At 66.9% G+C, this 19468-nt stretch carries 20 protein-coding genes; 14 read left to right on the top strand and 6 right to left on the bottom strand.

Annotated features, from left to right (window positions below):
• Positions 1-256 precede the first annotated feature (256 nt).
• The gene (gene leuC, locus ACO06P_RS12715; protein WP_420345611.1) at positions 257-1675 is read left to right on the top strand and encodes a 3-isopropylmalate dehydratase large subunit; all 1419 of its coding nucleotides are present in this window, start codon (positions 257-259) and stop codon (positions 1673-1675) included.
• 113 nt (positions 1676-1788) lie between these two features.
• A complete protein-coding gene (locus ACO06P_RS12710; RefSeq protein ID WP_420345610.1) occupies positions 1789-1980 on the top strand; it encodes a hypothetical protein in 192 nt (63 codons plus the stop codon).
• On the opposite strand, the gene ACO06P_RS12705 is transcribed toward ACO06P_RS12710, so the two are convergent.
• Complete coding sequence (locus ACO06P_RS12705; protein ID WP_421935192.1) at positions 1974-3374, bottom strand: glycosyltransferase; 1401 nt, start codon at positions 3372-3374, stop codon at positions 1974-1976. The two genes, ACO06P_RS12710 and ACO06P_RS12705, sit on opposite strands and share 7 nt — an antisense overlap.
• A 421-nt stretch (positions 3375-3795) precedes the next feature.
• Between ACO06P_RS12705 and ACO06P_RS12700 the strand changes: the two genes are divergently transcribed.
• Positions 3796-5445 carry a L,D-transpeptidase family protein gene (locus ACO06P_RS12700; protein ID WP_420345608.1) on the top strand — a complete coding sequence of 550 codons (1650 nt, stop codon included), beginning with the start codon at positions 3796-3798 and terminating at the stop codon, positions 5443-5445.
• Positions 5446-5557: 112 nt separating this feature from the next.
• On the opposite strand, the gene ACO06P_RS12695 is transcribed toward ACO06P_RS12700, so the two are convergent.
• On the bottom strand, positions 5558-5860 hold the full coding sequence (locus ACO06P_RS12695) for a helix-turn-helix domain-containing protein (RefSeq protein WP_420345607.1): 303 nt from the start codon (positions 5858-5860) through the stop codon (positions 5558-5560).
• Positions 5861-6014: 154 nt separating this feature from the next.
• On the opposite strand from ACO06P_RS12695, the gene ACO06P_RS12690 reads away from it, so the two are divergent.
• Positions 6015-6251, top strand: coding sequence for a helix-turn-helix domain-containing protein (locus ACO06P_RS12690; RefSeq protein ID WP_420345606.1), 237 nt, complete (start codon positions 6015-6017; stop codon positions 6249-6251).
• 66 nt (positions 6252-6317) lie between these two features.
• On the opposite strand, the gene ACO06P_RS12685 is transcribed toward ACO06P_RS12690, so the two are convergent.
• Entirely contained in the window at positions 6318-7466 is a 1149-nt protein-coding gene (locus ACO06P_RS12685) for an IS4 family transposase (RefSeq protein WP_420345314.1), read from the bottom strand.
• Positions 7467-7955: 489 nt separating this feature from the next.
• Between ACO06P_RS12685 and ACO06P_RS12680 the strand changes: the two genes are divergently transcribed.
• From ACO06P_RS12680 to ACO06P_RS12660, 5 genes are all read left to right on the top strand, one after another.
• Positions 7956-8489, top strand: coding sequence for a YcbK family protein (locus ACO06P_RS12680; protein ID WP_421938198.1), 534 nt, complete (start codon positions 7956-7958; stop codon positions 8487-8489).
• 150 nt (positions 8490-8639) lie between these two features.
• Entirely contained in the window at positions 8640-9245 is a 606-nt protein-coding gene (leuD, locus tag ACO06P_RS12675) for a 3-isopropylmalate dehydratase small subunit (protein ID WP_420345604.1), read from the top strand.
• A 149-nt stretch (positions 9246-9394) separates the two neighbouring features.
• Entirely contained in the window at positions 9395-10507 is a 1113-nt protein-coding gene (gene leuB / locus ACO06P_RS12670; protein WP_420345603.1) for a 3-isopropylmalate dehydrogenase, read from the top strand.
• A gap of 177 nt (positions 10508-10684) precedes the next feature.
• Positions 10685-12067, top strand: a complete 1383-nt coding sequence (locus ACO06P_RS12665; protein ID WP_420345602.1) for an OmpP1/FadL family transporter — start codon at positions 10685-10687, stop codon at positions 12065-12067.
• A 173-nt stretch (positions 12068-12240) separates the two neighbouring features.
• The gene (locus ACO06P_RS12660; protein ID WP_299397877.1) at positions 12241-12423 is read left to right on the top strand and encodes a hypothetical protein; all 183 of its coding nucleotides are present in this window, start codon (positions 12241-12243) and stop codon (positions 12421-12423) included.
• Between the two features lie 114 nt (positions 12424-12537).
• Here ACO06P_RS12660 and ACO06P_RS12655 read toward each other — a convergent pair whose 3' ends face one another.
• Positions 12538-12912, bottom strand: coding sequence for an Mpo1-like protein (locus ACO06P_RS12655; protein WP_420345601.1), 375 nt, complete (start codon positions 12910-12912; stop codon positions 12538-12540).
• Between the two features lie 148 nt (positions 12913-13060).
• On the opposite strand from ACO06P_RS12655, the gene ACO06P_RS12650 reads away from it, so the two are divergent.
• The 3 genes from ACO06P_RS12650 to ACO06P_RS12640 all read left to right on the top strand — a co-directional run bounded on the left by ACO06P_RS12650 (position 13061) and on the right by ACO06P_RS12640 (position 15269).
• Entirely contained in the window at positions 13061-14074 is a 1014-nt protein-coding gene (locus ACO06P_RS12650; protein ID WP_420345600.1) for an aspartate-semialdehyde dehydrogenase, read from the top strand.
• Between the two features lie 78 nt (positions 14075-14152).
• Positions 14153-14779, top strand: a complete 627-nt coding sequence (locus ACO06P_RS12645) for a LysE family translocator (RefSeq protein ID WP_420345599.1) — start codon at positions 14153-14155, stop codon at positions 14777-14779.
• 313 nt (positions 14780-15092) lie between these two features.
• Positions 15093-15269, top strand: coding sequence for a hypothetical protein (locus ACO06P_RS12640; RefSeq protein WP_421935191.1), 177 nt, complete (start codon positions 15093-15095; stop codon positions 15267-15269).
• Positions 15270-15411: 142 nt separating this feature from the next.
• On the opposite strand, the gene ACO06P_RS12635 is transcribed toward ACO06P_RS12640, so the two are convergent.
• On the bottom strand, positions 15412-16035 hold the full coding sequence (locus tag ACO06P_RS12635) for a DUF1062 domain-containing protein (RefSeq protein ID WP_420345598.1): 624 nt from the start codon (positions 16033-16035) through the stop codon (positions 15412-15414).
• Positions 16036-16355: 320 nt separating this feature from the next.
• On the bottom strand, positions 16356-17213 hold the full coding sequence (gene pdxY, locus ACO06P_RS12630; protein WP_420345597.1) for a pyridoxal kinase PdxY: 858 nt from the start codon (positions 17211-17213) through the stop codon (positions 16356-16358).
• Positions 17214-17366: 153 nt separating this feature from the next.
• Here pdxY and ACO06P_RS12625 point away from each other — a divergent pair, with 153 nt between their 5' ends.
• Together ACO06P_RS12625 and ACO06P_RS12620 are read left to right on the top strand one after the other, a co-directional pair.
• Entirely contained in the window at positions 17367-18248 is an 882-nt protein-coding gene (locus ACO06P_RS12625; protein ID WP_420345596.1) for an HpcH/HpaI aldolase/citrate lyase family protein, read from the top strand.
• Positions 18249-19322 carry a MaoC family dehydratase gene (locus ACO06P_RS12620; RefSeq protein WP_420345595.1) on the top strand — a complete coding sequence of 358 codons (1074 nt, stop codon included), beginning with the start codon at positions 18249-18251 and terminating at the stop codon, positions 19320-19322.
• The last annotated feature ends 146 nt before the right edge of the window (positions 19323-19468 follow it).

Genomic DNA, 19468 nt, shown 5'->3' with positions numbered 1-19468 from the left:
CTTTCCTCCGGAGGTCTTTCCGGACAGGCCTGGAAAAGGGCCCGCCTGGCTGCTTCCTGAGAGCGCCAGCGGGCCTTTTCCGTTGGCGGGAACGGTGTTTGACGATTGTGGCGATGGCGCTATGCTCCGCCTCCCGAAAATCGGCCATAAAACCGGACCATCAGGTCTCGCAAAGGCCGAAATCGTCGCCAGATAGAAACCACGCCCAATAGAAACCACAAGGCCGGATGCAACGGCCGCAAGGAACGAGAAACACATGTCCGCCCGAGACGCCGAGGGTCCGCGCACCCTCTTTGACAAGATCTGGGACAGCCACCTGGTCGACCGCCAGGACGACGGCACCTGCCTGATCTACATCGACCGCCACCTGGTGCACGAGGTCACCAGCCCGCAGGCCTTCGAAGGGCTGCGCTTGGCCGGACGCAAGGTACGCCGGCCCGAGGCGACCCTGGCGGTGCCGGACCACAACGTGCCGACCACGGACCGCTCCAAGGGCATCGAGGAAGAGGAAAGCCGCATCCAGGTGGAGACCCTGGTGCAGAACTGCGCCGACTTCGGCGTGCCGATCTTCGACATGAACGACGTGCGCCAGGGCATCGTCCACATCATCGGGCCGGAACAGGGCTTCACCCAGCCGGGCATGACCATCGTCTGCGGCGACAGCCATACCGCCACCCACGGCGCCTTTGGAGCGCTGGCCTTCGGCATCGGCACCTCCGAGGTCGAGCACGTGCTGGCCACTCAGACGCTGATCCAGCAGCCGGCCAAGAACATGCGCATCACCGTCGACGGCGCCCTGCCGCTGGGGGTGACGGCCAAGGACCTGATCCTCGCCATCATCGGCCGGATCGGCACCGCCGGCGGCACCGGGCATGTCATCGAGTACGCCGGGCAGGCGATCCGCGACCTCTCCATGGAAGGCCGCATGACGGTCTGCAACATGTCCATCGAGGGCGGCGCGCGCGCCGGTCTGATCGCGCCGGACGCGGCCACCTACGACTACGTGAAAGGCCGCCCCATGGCGCCCAAGGCCGGCTCCTGGGAACAGGCGCTCGCCTATTGGCAGACCCTGCCCTCCGACGACGGCGCGCGCTACGACAAGGAAGTGACGCTGGCCACCGGCGAAATCGACCCGCAGGTCACCTGGGGTACCAGCCCGGAGGACGTCGTGCCGATCACCGGACGGGTGCCGAGCCCGGAGGAGGCGCGCGACGACGCCAAGCGCCAGGCCATGGAGCGCTCGCTCGCCTATATGGGCCTGGAGGCCGGCACGCCGCTGTCGCAGGTCGCCATCGACAAGGTCTTCATCGGCTCCTGCACCAACGGGCGCATCGAAGACCTGCGCGAGGTTGCCCGGGTGGCCGAGGGCCGCAAGGTGGCCGAAGGCGTGCACGCCATGATCGTCCCGGGCTCCGGCCTGGTGAAGAACCAGGCCGAGGAGGAAGGGCTGGACCGCATCTTTGTCGAGGCCGGTTTCGACTGGCGCGAGCCGGGCTGTTCCATGTGCCTGGCGATGAACGCCGACCGGCTGCAGCCGGGCGAACGCTGCGCCTCGACGTCGAACCGCAATTTCGAGGGGCGCCAGGGTCGTGGCGGGCGCACCCACCTGATGAGCCCGGGCATGGCCGCGGCGGCGGCGATCGCCGGCCGCCTGGCCGACGTGCGGGAGCTTTAGCGAACCCCAGGGGCGCGGACAGTCCGGCGTCAGACCGGACATCGCGTTCGAGGTCAAGGAGGGGCCTTAACGCCTGCCTTGAGAAGAGGCAGGGAGACACCCAGGGAGATGACATGCCGAAACGCTTTTTGAAGATGCCTGCGGACCGCGGAGGAGCGGGCGGTGAACTGGTTGCGGTGCGCGACATGTCCAGCGGCAAGCTGCGCATCGTCAGGCCCTTTACCCAAGGCATGAAGCGCGACGCCCACGAGCCCGAGCCCGACCTGGCCCTGCTCACGGCGCTGTCCCGCAAGCAGCGTCACTGACCGGCTGCGCGGCGGTCTTTCGCTGCCGGCTCTCCGGTCGCAAGTCCATCGATGGCAGCCGCCGCGCCCGCGGCGCCGGGCTCCGCGCGCAGGGCCTCGCCCAGCGCCGCGGCCCGGGCGCGCAGGCTGGGGTCCTCGGTCGCTGCCAGCGCGGCGGCCAGGGCGGCGGCTGTCAGCCTTTTCTGCGGCAGCGGCGGCGGGCCGGCACCGGCTTTCAGGACCTGCCGTCCCCAGAACGGCTGATCGCCGAACACCGGACAGAGGATGGAAGGGCGGCCCCAGCGCAGCCCCTCGTGGGTGGTGCCGGCGCCGCCGTGGTGAACGACCGCGGCGCAGCGCGGAAACAGCCAGGCATGAGGCGCACTTTCCAGAGCATGCACCTGCGCGGCGGTCTGGTCTTCGGCGATCCCGGCGGCGAGGCCGCCCCAGCCCGTTGCCAGCACGGCGCGCCGACCGGCCAGGGTCAGCGCTTCCAGGACGGTCCGCGTGAGGTGTTCCGCATCCTCCGCCGGCATGCTGCCAAAGCCGACGTAGACCGGCGGCGGCCCCGCCTCGAGAAAGCGTGCCAGCTCTTCCGGCGGCCGCCAGTCGGCGGGACTGTCTGAAAACCAGTAACCGGTGATCTCTTCCTTGACGCCCCAATCCCCGGGCGGCGGCACCAGGTGGCGGCTGAAGCCGTGCAGCCTTAACACCGCTCTGTTCTCCGGATGATGGCCGGCGAAGAGATCCCGCGGCGGCCTGGCGGCCAGCCCCAGACTGTCCCGGCGCCAGGCGCCGATCTGCCCGGCCAGCAGACGGGACATCAGGCCGACCACCAGCCGGTGGCTCGTCCTGTTGCCGAAGCTGCCGAGATCGCCGAGCGGCAGGCCGGGGCTGGGGAAGGCGCCGGTCGGGATGTAGGCCGGAATCAGCGCCGTCGGAATGGCGGTGATCCCCAGCGCCTCGGCGATGGACTGGGCGGCCAGGCCTTTGGGATGGTGATAGACAAGCATGTCGGGCCGGACGTCCTGGGCGACGGCCCACATCTCGTCGAGCTGGCGCCGGTACATGCCCTTGGAGGCGCGCCAGGCCCGCACCTTGCCGGAAAAGGTCCGCAGGGCCTTCTGCATCTCCGGCGTCTGGATCATCTTTCGGACGTCGTCGGTCAGTGGCGTGGCCGCCAGCCCCTGCGCTTCGATCATGTCCTCAAAGCCTTGCCCGGTGGCCAGCGTCACATCATGGCCGCGGGCCTTCAGGACGGCGCCCAGCGCCGCATAGGGCTGCACGTCACCGCGCGAGCCCAGGGTGAGAATGAGGATGCGCATGCGACCGGGATAGAGGCTTTGGCCCCCAGCGTCGAGCCCCGGCAACAGTATCGGCGCTGCTATGGCGTTTAGGATGCGGTGGCTTTGCATGGCGAGGGTATCACCCCCCTCCCGACCTCCCCCCATCAAAGGGGGGAGGGGTGATTTTTGGGTGGCCATACCAGCTTCCCTCTCCCCCTTGATGGGGCAGGGTTGGGGTGGGGGTGCGCCGGCGCACCGATCTTGCCGTCCTGCCGCATCCGGGCTTGAGAGGGCGGCCACCACGCACCGGCGCTGCGCGCTCCCCCTTTTTTGCAGCGTCCCTGGGCCCTGTGGTTGTAGGGGCCGGGGTGGAAACCCGCAGCCCGCTGTGATCCTATAGGGGCGAGAGAGCGGCGCCGAAGGGCAAAACCCGTCGGTGCCTGCGTCCCTGGGGCCAAAAACGCCGTACATGAAGAACGGCGGGCAAAAAACACAGGCCGGGGTCGCCAAAGGGGGCGGCCGAAGGGGGCGGCGAAGAGGGGACGATGCGATGAAACTCCGTGCGATCGGGTTGGGCTTGTGCCTGCTTGTCTTCAGCCTGGGCGCGGCCCCGGGCCCTGCCCAGGCGAGTCCGCTGCAAAATGCCCTGGAGACGCAGCTGCGTGCCGGGGTCGGCGCGGCGGCGACCGACGACGAAATCGAGACCCTGACGGTTCTGGAGCGCTTCTATCAGGCCCGGAGCCTGGAGCCGCTCTGGGTTCAGGAAAGCGGTGCCGGCCCGAAAGCGCGTCAGCTTTCGGCGCTGCTGGCGGCGGCGGACCTCGATGCCCTCGACCCGGCCGACTACGGCACCGAGGCGATTGCCGCCCTGCTGGACAGCACTACGGTGACGGCGCTGGCCGAACTGGAGGTGCGCCTCACCCAGGGTCTGATCCGCTTTGCCGCCGATCTTGGCCAGGGGCGCACCACGCCCCACGTCGCCGACCCGGAGCTCTTCGTGTTCCGCGAGGAGGTGCTGCGCGAGGACGTCCTGGCCGCGGCCGCCGGGGCACAGGACCTGGAAGCCTTCCTGCAGCGCTACCGCCCCAACACGCCGCGCTATGACCGCCAAAAGGCGGCGCTGGCGGAGTACCGGGCGCTGGCGACCCAGGGCGGCTGGCAGCCGATCCCCGAAGGTCCGACCCTGAAGCCGGAGATGACCGACCCGCGGGTCGGCCTGCTGCGCGCGCGCCTGCGCCTCTGGGGCGACCTGAAGCCCGAGAACGACCTGGCCGAGGCGGGCGGCGACCCGGATTTCTACGACGAGCCCATGGTCGAGGCGGTGAAGTGGATGCAGTACCGCCACGGCCTGACCCAGGACGGCGCGGTGGGCAAGAAGTCCCTGGCCGCCCTCAACGTACCCATCGAGACGCGCATCGAGCAGATGGTGCTGAACCTGGAGCGCCGGCGCTGGATGCCGGACGACCTGGGCCGGCGCCACATCTTCGTCAATCTGGCCGACCAGCTCCTGAAGCTGGTGGAGGGGGAGAAGACCCTGCTCGACATGCCGGTGGTCGTCGGCAAGCCCTACCACTCGACGCCGGTCTTCAGCCACAGCATGACCTATCTGGTCATGAACCCCTATTGGAACGTCCCGCCCAGCATCGCCCGCAAGGAACTGCTGCCGAAGATCAAGCAGGATGTGAGCTATCTGGCCAGCAACAACTTCACCCTGTTCAGCGACTGGAGCAGCGGTGCCAGCGTGGTCGACCCGGTGACGGTCAACTGGGCCACGGTCAACCGCAACAGCTTTCCCTACAAGCTGCGCCAGGGCTCGGGCGACGGCAACGCGCTGGGGCGCCTGAAGTTCATGTTCCCGAACCGCTTCAACATCTACCTGCACGACACTCCGGCGAAGGCGCTCTTCGGCAAGGACGAGCGCACCTTCAGCCACGGCTGCATCCGGGTCTCGGACCCGCCGGGCCTGGCCGAGGCGGTGCTGGCGAAGACCGGCGACTGGCCCTTGCAGCGGATCAATCAGACCATCGCCTCAGGCGAGCGGCGCATCGTCACCCTGAACGAGCCGCTGCCGGTGCACATCAGCTACCTGACCTCCTGGGTCAACAAGGACGGCAGCGTGCACTTCCGCAAGGACGTCTACGGCCGCGACGCCAAGCTGGCCGAGGCCCTGCTCGGCGCCCGCGCCGGCGGCTGGCGGTAAGGCAGACGGCTTTCCCCGCACAGAAAATCCTCTCCCCTGGTGGGAGAGGGTTGCGCAGGCTTGGTGAGCGCTGCGAACCTAGCCGAAGCTGGGTGAGGGGGTGCGGCCGGCGCTAGTCGACCGGTTCGGCGAGGCGGACACCGGCGCCGCAGGACGGGCCGGCCTCGATGAAGCGCACGCCGGCCACCTCGAAGGTGAGGCGCAGCAGCCGGGCCGTTGAGGGCTTGATCCTCGTGTGGCCGCGCTCGAAACCGCGCACGGTCACAGCGCTGATCCGGGCGTGCCGCGCAAGATCTTTCTGGCTCCATTCGAGCATGGCACGGGCCGCACGGCACTGGTTCCCGACCAGCAGGCCCGGGGTGGGTCCGCCCCAGTTGAGGGACGGCGAATCCGTGCTAAGGATAGACGCAGCCATCCCCTGACTCCCTTGCAGTCGGATCGTGATCAGGCGCAGTTCGGTGAATGAGCCACCCCGTGATGTCTCTGCGGGGTAGCTCGTCGCCAAACATATTGTATGACAGGTGTAGCAAGCGCAGCGAACTGATGTCAAACAAATTGTATGGCGCTATATGAAGCCAGTATCCGCCGGTCAATGCCGGGCGGCCCGTGGACTTGTGGGCATGTCTCAGGTGGAGCTTGCCGAAGCGGCTGGTGTTGGACGCTCGACGGTCGCTGACTTTGAACGTGGCGCCAGAGAACCGCAGCCGGAGAGCCTCGCTGCCTTGCGCAAGGCTTTGGAGGCTGCCGGCATAGAGTTCCTCGAGGAAACCCGCACACGCGGCGTGGGTGTGTGCCTGCGCCGATAGCCGGTTGGGGCTGTTCACTCTCATTTCGTCATGCTCGGGTCAAGCCCACTGGTGTCCGGTTTAGATTCAAACCCATAGCAAGGCCATTTGATTTGGGTTTTCGCGTGGATCGGGTTGGGCGGTTATCAGCCGATCTATACGGCGTCGGTGCATGAGGTTTGCGCGGACGAGACGGGCGAACTTGAGCGGGCTTTGGATGGTTTTCTGGTCGCCCTGAGCCATGCGCAGGATCAGGAAAGCGATGAGGGCGACGGCAATCTGGATGCGTAGGGCGTTCTCGCTGGCTCCGAGGCAGTGGCGGATTTTGAGGGTTTGCTTGACCCATCGGAAGAACAGCTCGATGGCCCAGCGGCGCTTGTAGAGATCGGCGATTTCCCTGGCTGGGGCCTTGAGATCGTTCGAGAGAATGCGCAAGATCTTGCCGGTGTGGGTCTTGACGCGCACCTCGCGAACCGGGCTGCTGAAGGGGTTCTTGCGGCTGTTAGCCTGACGCTGCGGCAACAGCCCGATGCGGTCGGAGAGGATGCTGGTGCCTTCCACTACGTCGAGTTCAACGGCTCCAGCCAGGGGCGTATTGGACTTGAAGCGGGTGACGATGCGGCAACCGGCGGCATCCATCCTGGCCCACCAGCCGTAATCGTAGTAGGCGAGATCGAAGACGTAGGTAGCTCCTGCCTCTATCGGCATCGTCTGGGCGACGGTGATGTCGTTGACCTTGGCCGCGGTGACCGCCGCATAGATCGGCCGGTCAGCGGCGGGATCATAGATGACGTGCGCCTTGGCGCCGCAGGCTTTGGCTGAAAAGTGCGCCCACTCGCAGCCAATCCCGCTGAGGCGGATACTGGTGGAATCAATCAGATAGACCGCCTCACCGACTTTGCGGCGCAGGCCCCGCTGGGCTTGACCAACCATCGCCGCAAAGAGATCGCTGAATACCGCGCTCGGGCGCAGGGCATTGGCGTCCGACAAAGTCGAGCGTGACACTGGTCGCCCACCCAGGTGGTAGAGCCGCCTGGCATGGCTCTCCAGGCCGCCAACGATCTCCCGCAGGCTCGTCGACCCGGAAAGCTGCCCGTAAAGCAAGGCTATAAACTGGCTCTTGGTTGGCAGACGGCGAACCCGATGGTCCGCTCCGTGCTCAGCCACCAGGCGCTCGAACTCTCCCCAGGGAACCCGCTTTAGAAGATCGTGAAAAACGCTATTCTGGTGTCGCACGGTGTTGTTCCTTTCTCGTGTCCCAGGACGTCGCCAAACGCTTGGACACAAGTAGAATCAACACCGTGCGCTCAGTCCACCAAATCTAAACCGGACACCAGTGGGCTTGACCCGGGTATCCATGGGCATGGCAGTCCCGAACCTCTCCGATTGGGGTTCCAGCGGGCGGCGCCATGGACTCTCGGAACAGGTCCGAGGGTGACGCTTTGACAATCTGGAATAAGGCGACGTCCGAGGCGACAGTAGACTCAGGGGTGGGGACCTGATGGCGTCCGGCTTTCCGCTGTCGCGCCTACTCCCTTCGGATTACCCCTCCCGTTGCTTCGCGCAGCCGAAGCGTGTATTCCGTTAACCGTCCGTTCGTCATTGGGGGCGCAAGGTCTGAACGGACATCTCCCCCGTATCGTATCCGCGCGAGAGAGGACCTAAGGCGGCATGGACCACAGGGCTCACCCTTTGTCTGCAGGGGCGGCGTCGCGCCGCCGATTCGTGACCGGCGCGGCCGCGGGTGCCGCAGCGCTGACCGCCGGCTTGCTGGTGCCGGGCGTCGCCTCGGCCGCCACATCCATGCCGGCAACCCGCAGTCTGGCCTTCCGCTCGCTGCACACCGGCGAGGAGGTGGCCGCCACCTATCTGCGCGACGGCGTGGTCGAGGCCGAGGGTCTGCAGCGGTTGAACCACGTGCTGCGCGACTGGCGCAGCGGCGAGGTCTGGCAGATGGACCGCAAGCTGCTGGACCTGCTCTTCGCGCTGCGCCGCTCCATGGACAGCGACCAGCCCTTCGAACTGATCTCCGCCTACCGCTCGCCCAAGACCAACGCCAAGCTGGCCTCCAAGAGCAACGGGGTCGCAAGGCGCTCCCTGCACATGCGCGGCATGGCCATCGACGTGCGCCTGCCGGAGCGCGACCTGAAGGCCCTGCACCAGGCGGCCCTGGCCCTCCAGGGCGGTGGCGTCGGCCTCTACACCAAGTCCGGCTTCATCCACCTCGATACCGGCCGGGTCCGCCGCTGGGGCGCCTGAGGGCAGGCCACAAGCCCCTCGGAAGCCCGGAAACCCGGGCATGGCTGTCCTGCATGCGCGGGGCTTTGACCTTTTCGCCTGACCTCTTATGATCCGCTTCCGGAACGGGGCAGCGCGCCGCTGCCCGCTCCAGAAGAACATGAGAGAGCGATGGACAAGTTCACCACCCTGACCGGGGTCGCGGCGCCCCTGCCGCTGGTCAATGTCGATACCGACATGATCATCCCCAAGCAGTTCCTGAAGACCGTGCAGCGCACCGGGCTCTCCAAGGGCCTGTTCTACGAGATGCGTTTCGACGAGGCCGGCCAGCCCAAGGAGGGCTTCGTTCTCGACCAGCCGGCCTACCGCGACGCCAGCATCCTGGTGGCGGGAGAGAACTTCGGCTGCGGCTCCAGCCGCGAGCACGCGCCCTGGGCGCTGCTGGACGCGGGCATCCGCTGCGTCATCGCCTCCAGCTTCGCCGACATCTTCTACAACAACTGCTTCAAGAACGGCATTCTGCCCATCGTCCTGCCGCAGGAGCAGGTGGATCTGCTGATGGACGACGCTGAGCGCGGCGCCAATGCAGTGGTGAGCGTCGATTTGGAGAAGCAGGAGATCACAGGGCCGGACGGCGGCAAGATCCGCTTCGAGATCGACGCTTTTCGCAAGCACTGCCTGCTGAACGGGCTCGACGACATCGGCCTGACCATGGAAAAGGCCGATGCGATCACCGCCTTCGAGGAGGCGCGCAGCGGCAGCCAGCCGTGGCTCTAGTCCTCTAGTCTGGTCCGGGAGCGTTAGCGCGCGGGTGCTAAGGCGGCCTCTCTCGAGGGGCAAGACAACCATCCAACACAGGCCGGCCGGTCCCTATGAGGGCCAGCCGGCCCCTTCAAACGAATTCTGCTGCGGGGGAGACGCGAGACATGGCGTCCAACAAGAAGCTTCTGTTTTTGCCGGGCGATGGCATCGGTCCCGAGGTGATGGGCGAGGTGCGCCGGGTCATCGACTGGATGGACAAGCGCCGCGCCGTCACCTTCGACGTCGAAGAGGCGCTGGTGGGCGGGGCCGCCATCGACGGCGAGGGCGCGCCGGTCAGCGATGCCACGGTGGACAAGGCCATGGCCGCCGATGCGGTGCTGCTGGGCGCCGTCGGCGGACCGCAGTGGGACGAGGTGCCCTTCGAACTGAAGCCGGAGCGCGGCCTGCTGCGCCTGCGCAAGGACATGGAGCTTTTCGCCAATCTGCGCCCCGCGCTCTGCTTCGATGCGCTGGTCGACGCCTCGACCCTGAAGCCGGAGCTGGTCTCCGGCCTCGACATCATGATCGTGCGGGAGCTGACCGGCGGCGTCTATTTCGGCGAGCCGCGCGGCATCGAGACCCTGCCCGACGGCACCCGCCGCGGCATCAACACCCAGGTCTACACCACGCCGGAGATCCAGCGCGTCGCCCGGGTCGCCTTCGACCTCGCGAAGAAGCGCGGCAACCGCCTCTGTTCGGTGGAGAAGGCGAACGTCATGGAGTCCGGCGTGCTGTGGCGCGAGGAGGTGACAAAGCTGCGCGAGGCGGAGTTCCCGGAGGTGGAGCTCAGCCACATGTACGCCGACAACTGCGCCATGCAGCTGGTGCGCGCGCCCAAGCAGTTCGACGTCATTGTCACCGACAACCTCTTCGGCGACCTGCTGTCGGACGCCGCGGCCATGCTCACCGGCTCCCTCGGCATGCTGCCCTCCGCCTCTCTCGGCGCCGCCGATGCGAGCGGCCGCATCCCCGCGCTCTACGAGCCGGTACACGGCTCGGCGCCCGACATCGCCGGCCAGGGCAAGGCCAACCCCCTGGCCACCCTGCTCAGCTTCGCCATGATGCTGCGCTACTCCTTCGATCTGGCCGAGGATGCCGATCTGATCGAGAAGGGGGTGCAGGACGTGCTGGCCGCCGGCCATCGCACCGGCGATATCGCCGGGCCCGGCGCCGCCGTGGTCTCGACCGCGCAGATGGGCGAGGCGCTGCTCGCCGCCCTCGATGCCAGGGCGGCCTGAGGCTTCCGGACAACAACCCGGGATTGCTGTTCAGCAAACCGGCGCACGGCCCCCGCAGGCCAAGTCTGCGCCGCATAAGCCATTTTTGTGACACGAGTGGATCAGATATTTTACCACTTAATCACAACGGCTATAGTTCCCCACAACCATAAGCAACAAGCGTTGGGGGGACGCTCAGTGGCACAGACAACTGCGGCAACCCTGTCCGCCAGCCGCCGGCTGCTCGCGGCAATTCCGGCTCTCGCAGTCTCGACGATGATCAGCGGCCCGACCTGGGCCGCGGGTTTCGCCATCAAGGAACAGAGCGCATCGTCGCAGGCGCACTCCTTCGCCAGCGCCTCGACCGGTATCGAGGACATCTCGACGATGTTCTTCAACCCGTCGCTGCTGACCTTTCACGAGGGCAACCAGTTCGTCGTCGTCGGCAGCGTCATCATCCCGCAGGCCGACTTCAAGAACGGCAGCGGCACTTTCACTCCGGCGGTCGGCGGCGGGGCCATCGGCAACGGCACCGGCTTCACTGGGGATCAGGACATCGGCGTCGACGCCTTTGTGCCGGCCACCTACGCGATGATCTCGCCGACCGAGGACCTGCGCCTCGGCCTCGCGGTGACCGCGCCCTTCGGCCTTAGAACCTCCAACCCGGAGGGCTGGGTCGGGCGCTACCACGCGCTGGATTCGCGTCTGACCACCATCAACATCTCGCCGACGGTGGCCTACCGGGTGAACAAGTACCTCTCCCTCGGCGCCGGTTTCGTTGCCCAGTACGCGGATGCCAAGCTGTCCAACGCCATCGACTTCGGCACCATCGGTGCCGGGGCGCCGTTCTTCGGAACGCCGGGCCAGGAGGATGGCCGCGCGGTGCTGCGGGCCGACGACTGGGGCTTCGGCTTCACCCTGGGCGCGACCCTGACACCGATGGAGGGGACGCGCATCGGCCTCGGCTACCGCTCCATGGTCTCCCACACCCTGGAGGGCGATGCCGACTTCGACCTCGGCAGCGGCGTCGGCAACGCCATTTCCGCGGCGACCGGCACCTTCGTCGATACCGGCGCCGACGCCAGCTCTCAGTTGCCGGAACAGGTCAGCCTGGGCATCCACCAGGATATCACCGACGAGATTGCGATCATGGGCGAGGTGCAGTGGACCCACTGGAGCCGGTTTCGCGAGCTGCGCATCAACTTCGACAATCCGGCCCAGGATCCCAGCGTGACCGTCGAGAACTGGACCAATGCCTGGTTCTTCGGGCTCGGCGGCACGTACAAGCCGTTCGAGGACTGGACCTTCAAGGCGGGCGTGGCGTTCGACCAGAGCCCGGTGCCCGACCGTACGCGTACGCCGCGCATTCCCGATGAAGACCGCTATTGGATTTCCGGCGGCGTCTCCTATGATCCCTACGACTGGCTTTCGGTCTCGCTGGGCTATACCCATATCTTCCTGCCGGACGCGGACATCGACCTCGGGTTCGAGGACCCCAACAACGCGGCCCGCGGCAGCCTGGAGGGGACCTACGAGACCTCCATCGACATCATCGCGGTGCAGGGCAAGATCACGTTCTGAGGCCTGTCGGCTGGGAGGCGTCCGGCTGGGAGACATCCGGCTGGGAGACATCCGGCCGCGAGCGGGATGGGTCGGCGCGGTGCCCTGCTTCGCAAGGGTCACAAATCGATCAATTGACCGGGCACCGGCCCGCCGCTACAGTCCTCGCTCACGCTCCAATGGGAGAAGACCTGATGCAAAAGACCCTTACCGCCCTCGTGGTTGCGGCAGGCGTCGCCGGGTTCGCGGGCTCCGCTCTCGCGGCCGGCTGCGGCGGCTATTCCCAAACGGTTGAGATTTCGAAGCCCGTCGTCACGGCGGACGCCAAGCAGTCGACTCCGGTCATCAAGACCACTCCGGAGACTGCCAAGAACTAGGCGACCAGACCCATGGACGATACGAAAGGCCGTCCCTCTGGGCGGCCTTTCTTCTTAAGGGGCGCCTCCGAGGGACAGGATCAGGGACAAGACAGGATCGCTGGCTGCCGCCGCTCAGCGACGGGCCGTCGGGCTGCCGAGATCCTCCCGCAGGCCGCCGCCCAGCCAGGCGAAAAGCATGCGGAAGTCGCTGATGAACGACCACAGCGGGTGGGTGAAGGTGGCCGGGCGGTTGCGCTCGATCGCGGCATGGGACAGCCAGGCGAAGGCGTAGCCGCAGACCAGTGCCGCGGGAAACAGCCACCAGAGGGCCGTGGCGATGCCGCCGGCAAGCAGAACCAGCCCCAGGGACGTGCCGAGATAGTGCAGCGCGCGAGTCGCCGGTTTGTCGTGCTCGCCCAGATAGCGGGGCCAGAAAGACCGATAGTCCTGGGAGCGTTCCACCACGCGCCCTCCCGTTTCGCCGTTGCGAACCCGCCGTGGGCTCACCGCTTGAGCTCCTGCTTGAGCCCCAGCTTGAGCCCCCGGCAGAACTTTGATTTAACCCCTCCCGCGGCCCCGGACAACCACGGCCCCGGACAACTAGGGTCCCGGACAACTAGGGTCCGTCGACTAGGAAAGGCAGACAGGTAGAGTTATGGGATACAGAGTAGCAGTGGTCGGCGCCACGGGCGCCGTGGGCCGCGAGATCATGACGACCCTCTCCGAACGGGCCTTTCCGATCGACGATATCGCGGCCCTGGCCTCCGAACGCTCGGTCGGCAGCAAGATCTCCTTCGGCGAAGACGACGTGGTGAAGGTCCAGAACCTGGCCGCCTTCGATTTCAAGGGCACCGATATCGTGCTGTCCTCGCCGGGGGCCTCGATCTCCGCCCAGTTCTCGCCCAAGGCGGCGCAGAAGGGTGCGGTGGTGATCGACAACACCTCCCACTTCCGCATGGACCCGGACGTGCCCCTGGTGGTGCCGGAGGTGAATGCCGAAGCCCTGGCGGGCTACTCGAAGCGCAACATCGTCGCCAACCCCAACTGCTCGACCATCCAGATGGTGGTGGCGCTGAAGCCGCTGCACGAGTTGGCGCGCATCCGCCGCGTGGTGGTGGCGACCTACCAGTCGGCCAGCGGCTCCGGCAAGGACGCCATGGACGAGCTCTTCACCCAGACCCGCGGCATCTACGTGAACGAGCCGGTGCGCCCGGAGATCTTCACCAAGCAGATCGCCTTCAACGTGATTCCCCACATCGACTCCTTCATGGACGACGGTTCCACCAAGGAGGAATGGAAGATGGTGGTGGAGACCAAGAAGATCCTGGACCCGGCCATCAAGGTCTCGGCGACCTGCGTGCGGGTGCCGGTCTTCGTCGGCCATGCCGAGGCGGTGAACATCGAGTTCGAGAACCCGATCTCGCCGGAGGAAGCGCGCGAGGCGCTGAGCGCCCAGGAGGGTGTGACCGTGATCGATCACCGCGTCGACGAGGGCTATGTGACCCCGGCGGAGTGCGCCGGCGAGGACCAGGTCTACGTCAGCCGCATCCGCAGCGATCCGACCGTGGACAACGGCCTGTCGATCTGGGTGGTCTCCGACAACCTTCGCAAGGGCGCGGCCTTGAACGCCGTGCAGATCGCCGAGACCCTGACCCGCGACTATCTGTAAGGTCACGGTGTAGACCCCACCGAACAGACTTTGGGGTGCGGGCCCCGCCGCCGCCCGCCCTCAGTGATGGAGGAAACCATGTCATTCGATAGCTGGCTGGTCTTCGTCGTGGCGGCGATGCTGATTTCGCTCTCGCCCGGCGCCAACAACCTGCTGGCGCTGACCAACGGCCTGCGGTTCGGGGCCGGCCGCTCGCTGGCCGCGGTGGGCGGGCGCATCGGCGCCTTTGCGGTGATGATCGTCATTGCCGCGCTCGGCCTGGGGGCCGTGCTGGCGGCGTCGGAACTCGCCTTCCAGGTCATCAAGTGGGTGGGCGTCGCCTACCTGGTCTACCTGGGCCTGCGGGCGCTCACCACGCCGGCCGCCGCGCCGAACGATCCCGGCGGCATGGCCCGCGCCAACCAGTCGGTTGCGGTGATGGCGCGGCGCGAGTTTCTGGTCGCCCTCGGCAATCCGAAAGCCATCCTGGTCTTCACCGCCGTCTTCCCGCAATTCGTGGTACCCGGCGAGCCGGCGCTGCCGCAGTTCCTCGTGATCGGGCTCACCTTCCTGGGCACCGAGGTCCTGGCGGCCTTCGCCTACGTGCTCTCCGGCAAGGTCTTCGCACCGCTGTTGCGCGACCGCGCCTCCCTGGTCAACCGCATCACCGGCGGCCTGCTGCTGGCGGCGGCCGGGCTGCTGGCCTCGGCCAGCCGGCGGGCTTGAGTTGACTGCCCCCGGGCTCAGTGTGACGTTTGAAAATCCTTCGTCTGGTTGGATGGACTTTGCAATCGAGTTTGCGGGGCAAAGGCTTTCCGAATCCGTCGCCTGTAGTTCGTCGGTCCTCAGCGACTGCTGTGCTGTGCTAGCCGCAGCGGCAGAAGGGACTCACACAAGACCCCTTGTCCTTCGCGCGGAGCCGAGCGAATTCGAGCTTCATTTCATCCCCGACAAAGCAACGTCGGCTGTGTGCTTGCTTGTCCAGGAGTGGCCAGATTCAGCAAGGAGCGCACTGCACACCCCCGAAGTGGTTTTGACCATGGAAGGCAGCCGCCAGGATGTGGTGATCCCGTTCTGGCGCGCCCTTCGGGGATTGCAAGCCTTCAGGCGAAGAGACCTTTCTGGCGGCTCTCGAAAGCACGTGTTCCCGGACGGCGACTTAGAGAAGTTGACCCTTCGTGTCGAAGCCCTGAAGGCCAAAGCGGCGGCGAACTGAACCGAAGCGGACTGCCGGGAGGGGTGTTCTCCTCCCCTGAAGCAGCCGGGTCGTGTCTGTCCTGGTGCCATCTTCTGCCGGACTGAAGGCCACGTGGCCGCTATGCCTCAGGCATGTCCAAGAAGAACCCGCTGCGGCGTGGTCACCGGGCGGCTGCCGCGATCGCGTCGCAGTCACGCTCTTGCGACAGATCCAACGCAAGTTGCCAGCCATCCTGAGGAGGCTTCTTCAGCCGGCGCGCTCCCGTGGGAGAGATCACCAGCTTGCCTTCGTCCTGCATGCGGTGGAGGTGCTTGCGCGATAGACCGAGTTCTGCCGCGAGGAGCCGGTCCAAGCGCAGAGAGACCGGGATTGCCAGCGCAAAACCGATCTCCAGCCGTGCCGTAGGGCGTGCCGGCACCTGAAGCGTTACCTTCTGTACCTTTGCCCCGCCGCAGGCCGCGATGCGCACAGTTCTGCGCCGCAGGTCTTCGATGTCGAAGGCCAGGTGCCGCGCCAGGCGCGGGTCATTCTGCTGGAGGGCTGCCAGGAGTTGCGGATCGACCGCAGCGGCGGGACGGCGCTCCAGAAACGGGCGGTTCCAAGTCTGGCCGCAGGCCGTGCAGTGGTAAATCAACCAGGCATCGAGGCGCTTGCCGTTGGCGTTAAGGCGGAACTTGTTGCTGCTTTCGAAGGGTTTGGGGTCACCGCAGCGGCTGCAGTGCAGCCAGGGTTGAGGGGCTCTCTGAGGAACCAGCGTCCAGAGGACGCGCAGGGTATCGGACATGCCGGCTTGCTCTTCCCGTTGGGAAGTTCGTCAAGACGACGGCAGTGAGAAGCCGAAGAGGCGCGGTCAGGGGGAGATTCGAAATGCTGGAAAATCAGCCGCGGGGCGGCGGGGATGCCGGTCGCGGTTCAGCCGTGCCATACCGGTCTCGAACCGCCACCAAGAGGAACTCACAGACTTCGGTCCGGCAGCGCGGGGCACTGCCGTGTGGACTGGTGGAACAGAGGAGACCGGCTGTTACGATGGCACGGTGCGGTGCGCCCTTTGCTGTGAGTGGGCGGTTTCTAGCCGAACCGGCTGCGTTTGTGAAGGCTCGATGCTTAGAGCGTCCGGACCGTGAAGCGCCGGCGCGGGGTTTCGAGCCGGTCCTGGGCGGTGATGAGCTGCAGTTCGTCGGCGCCGCTCTCCAGCGTGGTGTCGAGGATCTCGAAGATCGCCGCCGCAGCGGAGCCCAGCGCCTCCGGCAGCGCAGCGGTCTTCAGATAGAAGCCGAGCAGCAGGGCCGCCACCGCATCGCCGGCGCCGTTGGGGCTCATGGCGAGACGCGGGGTGGCGACATGCCAGGCACCTTCGGCGCTCACCGCCAGCATCTCCATCTCGCCCGCGGCATTGCCCGCCGGGCTGAAACTGGTGACCACCACCGCCTTCGGTCCATGTGCGAGCAGCGAGGCGGCGGCATCGCGGATAGCTTCAAGCCCCTCCGGCTTCCGGCCGGTCAGGATCTCCAGCTCGAAGAGGTTCGGGGTCACGATGTCGGCGGCGGCCAGCGCCGGGCCGCGCAGGAAGTCCGGTACGCCGTCTCGCACGAAGAGACCCCTGCCGTGGTCGCCCATGACCGGATCGCAGAGGTAGAGCGCGCGCGGGTTGGCGGCGCGGATGCGCGCCGCGGCATCCAGGATGACAGCCCCCAGCGCCGGATCGCCGATGTAGCCGCTCAGGAGCGCATCGCAGTCTGCCAGGGCGCCGCGCGCCTCCAGGCCGTCCATCAGGCGGGCGACATCCTCGGCGGCAAAGACCTGGCCCTGCCAGTCCGGATAGCCGGTGTGGTTGGAGAACTGCACGGTATGGACCGGCCAGACCTCGATCCCCAGGCGCTGCAGTGCGAAGACGGCTGCCGAATTGCCGACATGGCCGTAGGCGACGTGCGACTGGACGGAGATCACGTTCGGGGCGGACATGGTGGGTTCCAGGGGACTACGCGTGGGCACCAGAAGGGTCTCGGGTGCGCAGCTTGCCACAGGGCGGTGGTGCATTATAGTCGCCAGCCGTGTTCGCAGGTGCGGGATGACCGCCCGCTGCCGCCGTCGTTCCGCCATCGGGAGGTTTCACGCATGACCCTTCGCGCCCGTCCGCGCCGTTCTGTTCTCTATATGCCCGGCTCCAACGCGCGGGCCCTGGAGAAGGGCCGCAGCCTGCCGGCCGATGCGCTGATCCTGGATCTGGAGGACGCCGTGGCGCCGGATGCCAAGGAAAGCGCGCGCCGGCAGATCGTCGAGGCGCTGGCCGCCGGCGGCTATGGCGCGCGGGAGATCATCGTGCGGGTGAACGGCTTCGACAGCCCCTGGGGCGCGGACGACGTGGCGGCGATCGCCCCCACCAAGGCCGACGCGATCCTGCTGCCCAAGGTCGAGACGGCGGCCATGGTGCGGGATCTGGAGGCGCGCATGGACGCCGGCGGCGCCCCTGCGACGATGGGGATCATGTGCATGATGGAAACGCCACTGGGCATGCTGAACGCCCAGGAGATCGCGGCCGCCTCGGAGCGCGTGACCTGCCTGGTCATGGGCACCTCCGATCTGGTGAAGGACCTGCAGGCGGAACACACGCCGGAGCGTCTGCCCGTGCTGACCAGCCTGGGGCTCTGCATTCTGGCCGCGCGCGCCTACGGCAAGGCCATCGTCGACGGCGTTCACCTGGACCTCTCCGACGACGAGGGCTTCGCAGCCCACTGCCGCCAGGGCAGGGAACTGGGCTTCGACGGCAAGACCCTGATCCATCCGAAGACCATCGCCAAGGCCAACGAGGTCTTCGCGCCTTCGGGCGAAGAGGTCGCCTGGTCGCACAAGATCATTACCGCCCATGCGGAGGCGACGGCGGCCGGCCAGGGCGTGGTTGTGGTCGACGGCAAGCTGATCGAAAACCTTCATGTCGAGAACGCCCAGCGGCTGGTTGCCCTGGCCGAAGCGATCTCGGATCTGGAGAGCGCCGCCTAGATGGCCCCAGCAACGGCCCCTGCCGCGCCAAAGCAGAACCCCGGGAACCACTTCGAGGACTTTCGCCTCGGCCAGGTGCTGCGCCATGCCACGCCACGGACTTTGGGTGCCGGTGATCAGGCGCTCTACACCGCGCTCTACGGCTCGCGCTTCGCACCCCAGTCTTCCGACGTCTTCGCCCGGGACATCGGGCTGCCGCGGGCGCCGCTGGACGACCTGCTGGTCTTCCACGTGGTCTTCGGGAAGACGGTGCCCGACATCTCCCTGAACGCCGTCGCCAACCTGGGCTATGCCGCCGGCCGCTTCGGCGCGCCGGTCTATCCCGGCGACACGCTGTCGGCGGAAAGCGAGGTGATCGGCCTCAAGGAAAACTCGAACGGCAAGACCGGCGTCGTCTATGTGCGGACCAGTGGGGTGAACCAGGACGGCGCGCTGGTCGCCGACTACATCCGCTGGGTGATGGTGCGCAAGAAGGACCCGGCGGCGCCGGCGCCGCCGGCGGTGGTCCCCGAGCTGCCGGACGCCGTTGGCGCGGAGCACTTCATCATTCCCGGGGGGCTGGACCTCACGGCCTTCGATTTCACCGCCGCGGGCAGCCCGCACCGCTGGGACGACTATGCGGTCGGCGAGCGCATCGACCACGGCGATGCCATGACCATCGAAGAGGCCGAGCATCAGATGGCCACCCGGCTCTATCAGAACACCGCGCGGGTCCACTTCAACCAGCACGCCGAAGGGCAGGGCCGCTTCGGCCGGCGCATCGTCTATGGCGGCCACATCATCTCGCTGACCCGTGCGCTGAGCTTCAACGGCCTGGGCAACGCAGTGAAGCTGCTGGCGATCAACGCCGGCACCCATGCGGCACCCAGCTTTGCCGGCGACACCATCTATGCCTGGTCGGAGGTGCTGGAGAAGCTGCCGGTCGAAGGCAGGCCGGACCTCGGCATTCTGCGCCTGCGGTCGGTGGCGGCCAAGGACCAGCCCTGCGACGGCTTTCCCTTCAAGGACGCCGACGGCAAGTACGATCCCGCGGTGGTGCTGGACCTGGACTACAGCGTGCTGGTGCCGCGCTGAGGGTAGTCCCGGGGCAGCCGAAGGCCGAGCGCAGGGGACTCGGACTCACGCCAAATCTTGTGTGAAAGTTCGATGACCCCACAAAATTTAGTTGAATCCGTGGAGTCGCTCGTGTAATGACTGAGGCGCCGGGTGCAGAGGAGGAA

The organism is Pelagibius sp. (assembly GCF_965227505.1).
Taxonomy (GTDB): Bacteria; Pseudomonadota; Alphaproteobacteria; order Kiloniellales; family Kiloniellaceae; genus Pelagibius.
The sequence above is the reverse complement of the archived record's forward strand: the minus strand, read 5'-3'. Positions and strand labels throughout refer to the sequence as shown.